This is a genomic window from Streptomyces sp. NRRL B-1140, assembly GCF_001280065.1.
Taxonomy (GTDB): Bacteria; Actinomycetota; Actinomycetes; order Streptomycetales; family Streptomycetaceae; genus Streptomyces.
In genome coordinates this window covers 1-3,288 of record NZ_LGEA01000147.1, presented here as the reverse complement: position 1 = coordinate 3,288, position 3,288 = coordinate 1, and the positions used below count along the sequence as shown (strand labels likewise).

Genomic DNA, 3,288 nt, shown 5'->3' with positions numbered 1-3,288 from the left:
TCCGACTCTATCAGATCTTTCCGATCCGATTTCCTCGGTGCTTTCCAGGTTCCCGCTTTCGCGTTTCCCTTTCCGGCGGTTCCGACTTTATCAGAAGTTTTTGGCCGGTCTGACCGGCCGCTCATTTCCGATTCATCGGGAGAGGCTTCGATGAAAGCAACGTTTCAAGAAGCAGATAGATGTTCACTGTGGCCGGTCTGGGACTAGAGCCCATCTCCAGGCAACTGTTCGAATCTACCTCCCCGCACTCGCCGTGTCAACGGCTCCTGTGGGGCGAAGAGGAGACTAGCAGCTGAACGGACGAGGACGCACATCCGGCGGTCGGCAGGACGGTCAGGCGGCTGTCGGGACAGTCGCGCTGCGCTCCGCCGCCTCGACGTCTCCGGTCTCCCCCGCGCGGGCGGCACGGCCGCCCAGGACGTAGACGTAGGCCAGAAAGGCCACTTCGGCGGCGACGCCGATGGTGATGCGGGCCCAGGTGGGGAGGCCCGACGGAGTGACGAAGCCTTCGATGGCTCCAGAGACGAACAGGACGAGGGCGAGGCCGATGGCCATGCCTATGGCGGCTCTGCCTTCCTCCGCGAGCGCCGTGCGCCGGGTCCGTGGGCCGGGGTCGATGAGCGTCCAGCCGAGGCGCAGGCCCGTACCGGCTGCGACGAAGACGGCGGTCAGTTCCAGAAGACCGTGCGGGAGAACCAGGCCGAGGAACGTGTCGAGGCGGCCGGCCGAGGACATCAGGCCTACGCCGACGCCCAGATTGAGCATGTTCTGGAAGAGGATCCAGAGGACCGGGAGTCCGAGGAACACTCCGAGGATCAAGCAGAGGGCGGCGGCCCAGGCGTTGTTCGTCCAGACCTGGGCGGCGAAGCTCGCGGCCGGATGACTGGAGTAGTACGTCTCGTACTGGCCGCCGGGGCGGGTGAGCTCCCTCAGTTCGCTGGGAGCCGCGATCGAGGCCTGTACCTCGGGGTGGGTGCCGATCCACCAGCCCAGAAGGGCGGCGACGGCCGTGGACAACAGTGCGGTGGGGACCCACCAGTGCCGTGCTTTGTAGACGGCGGCGGGGAAACCGTGGCCGAGGAAGCGCGTGACGTCGCGCCAGGAGGCGCGTCGGGTTCCCGTCACTGCACTGCGCGCGCGTGCCACGAGTTGACTGAGGCGACCGGTCAGCTGCGGGTCGGGCGCACTGGACTGGATCAGGGAGAGGTGTGTCGCGGTGCGCTGGTACAGGGTGACGAGTTCGTCGGCCTCCGCGCCGTCGAGGCGGCGCTGGCGGCGGAGGAGGGCTTCGAGGCGGTCCCACTCCGCTCGGTGGGCGGAGACGAAGACGTCGAGGTCCATCGGTGTGCCTTCTCCTCGGCTGGTCGTCGGAGGCTCGTCGCGGATCAGCTTGTCGTACTACGACGCGATGCGCCCTCAGCTTGGCAGACTGGCCCTGTCGGGGGCAGGGCAGGGGAAGGACGGCGGGCGTGAGTGAGCTGGTGACGGGCGAGGCTGTGGCGTTGGAGCTGCGCCCCGCGAGGCTGCCCAGCAGGGCGCTGGCCGTGCTGCTCGATCTGGTGGCGGTCATGGCCGTCTACATCGCGGTGACCGTCGTGCTGGTCATCTCCACGGCCTCCCTCGACGAGGCGGCGCAGACGGCGCTGTCCATCGCGTCGTTCGTTCTCGTCCTGGTGGGCGGGCCGATCGCGGTGGAGACGCTCAGTCACGGGCGGTCGCTCGGGAAGGTGGCCTGCGGTCTGCGTGTGGTGCGGGACGACGGAGGACCCATCCGGTTCCGCCACGCGCTGGTGAGGGGCTTGATCGGGGTGATCGAGATCCTCATGACCTTCGGCATCGTCGCCTGCATCGCCTCGTTCGTGTCGTCGCGCGGGCGGCGGCTGGGCGATGTGTTCGCCGGGACGCTCGTCGTGCGGGAGCGGATTCCGGTCGCGCGGACGGGTTTCGTGCCGCCTCCTCCGCCCTGGCTGGCGGGGCGGTTCTCGGGGCTCGATCTGTCCGCGGTGCCCGATGGCCTGTGGCTCGCGGTCCGGCAGTACCTGACGCGTATGCAGCAGCTGGATCCGCAGGTGGGCTGGTCGATGGCGGAGCGGCTCGCGGCTGATCTGGCGGAGCGTACGGGGGCACCGGTGCCCCACGGTGTGCCGCCGGCGGCGTATCTGGCGGCGGTCGTGCAGGAACGGCAGGCGCGGGAGGCGCGGCGGGCTTTCGGGAGCGGGGCGGCCCCGGCGGCGACGTCCGCCGGCGTCGCGGTTCCCGCCGACCCGGTCGCCCAAGTCGATGCGCCTGCCGTGGACGGTGCCGCGGGTGGCTTCCGACCACCGGCTCAGGCGCCAGAGGCGGTGTCCGAGGTGGTGTCCGAGTCGGCAAGCGGGGAGCGCCCCGCGGCGTCGGCCGTGCCACCGGCGGTCTCGGCCGGCGAGCAGCCCCGCACCGGGTTCGTGCCGCCGGCGTAGTGCGGGGCGGGTGCCGGCGGGCGGGAAGGCGGGGCGGGCGGCGACGGCGGCGTGCGGTTGTCCGTTCAGGCGAACGCCGACGGCGGTGATTCCAGGTCTTCCAGCTCGATGCCGGGGGCCGCGAGCACCACGTCCCCGGCGATGTGCACGGTGTGCTGCTCGCCTGTGTCCAGGGCTGTGACCTGGTATTCGTCCACGGTCAGGGGGCCGTTGTCAGTGGCGTGTGCTTCGCTTCTCAGCAAGGTCCAGGACTGGTCCACGGTGCGGGGGGCGAGGACCGGGTCCGTGAACGCGACGAGGCGTACGCGGGTGGCGGCCGTGGAGGGGGTGAGGCGCAGGAGACGGGCGGTGGCGACGAGGAATGCCGGGGACGTGCCGGTGAAGGCGTGGGCGCGCACATTGCCTTCGGTGGCCTCGGTCCCGGTGGGGTCGGTGCGGACCCAGGTGACGCCGTCGAGGGCGGCGCCGCGGACCTGCCAGGCGGCGGCGTGGAGTTCAAGGCGGATGGGGCGGCCCAGTTCGTCGAGGGTGAGGTCGACGGAGCCGTGGTGATCGCCTGTGGGGGTGGTCAGCTGGGAGACATAGCGCCAGCCGGAGGGGCCGGGGGCGCACTGGAAGTGTTCGTCTGCGAGGGGGGTGTGATCGTGCGGGTCATGGAGCGAATAGCGGCCGCGGGGCATGGGAGTCCTGGGTCCTGACGGGCTGGGCCGGTCGCCGGCCGGGCGAACGGGGCAGGCCCCCGGCACGGGGGTGCGGGGGCCTGCCTCGGGGATCTGACCGGTTACCGGCCGGCCGGCAGCGGTGCTGCCCGGCTCAGTAGCGGTAGTGGTCG

3 protein-coding genes are annotated in these 3,288 nt (G+C 70.8%); 1 reads left to right on the top strand and 2 read right to left on the bottom strand.

Features of this window, described 5'->3' with window-relative positions; genetic code table 11:
• Window positions 1–333: 333 nt before the first annotated feature.
• Entirely contained in the window at window positions 334–1,341 is a 1,008-nt protein-coding gene (locus tag ADK65_RS33305) for a stage II sporulation protein M (RefSeq protein ID WP_053674795.1), read from the bottom strand.
• A 128-nt stretch (window positions 1,342–1,469) separates the two neighbouring features.
• Between ADK65_RS33305 and ADK65_RS33300 the strand changes: the two genes are divergently transcribed.
• Window positions 1,470–2,456, top strand: a complete 987-nt coding sequence (locus ADK65_RS33300) for an RDD family protein (RefSeq protein WP_053674793.1) — start codon at window positions 1,470–1,472, stop codon at window positions 2,454–2,456.
• Between the two features lie 65 nt (window positions 2,457–2,521).
• On the opposite strand, the gene ADK65_RS33295 is transcribed toward ADK65_RS33300, so the two are convergent.
• Window positions 2,522–3,136, bottom strand: a complete 615-nt coding sequence (locus ADK65_RS33295; protein WP_053674791.1) for a hypothetical protein — start codon at window positions 3,134–3,136, stop codon at window positions 2,522–2,524.
• Window positions 3,137–3,288 lie beyond the last annotated feature (152 nt).

Excerpts from the sequence above, each read along its gene's own strand:
- ADK65_RS33305 (WP_053674795.1), bottom strand. The coding sequence starts at position 1,341 with ATGGACCTCGACGTCTTCGTCTCCGCCCACCGAGCGGAGTGGGACCGC.
- ADK65_RS33295 (WP_053674791.1), bottom strand. The coding sequence starts at position 3,136 with ATGCCCCGCGGCCGCTATTCGCTCCATGACCCGCACGATCACACCCCC.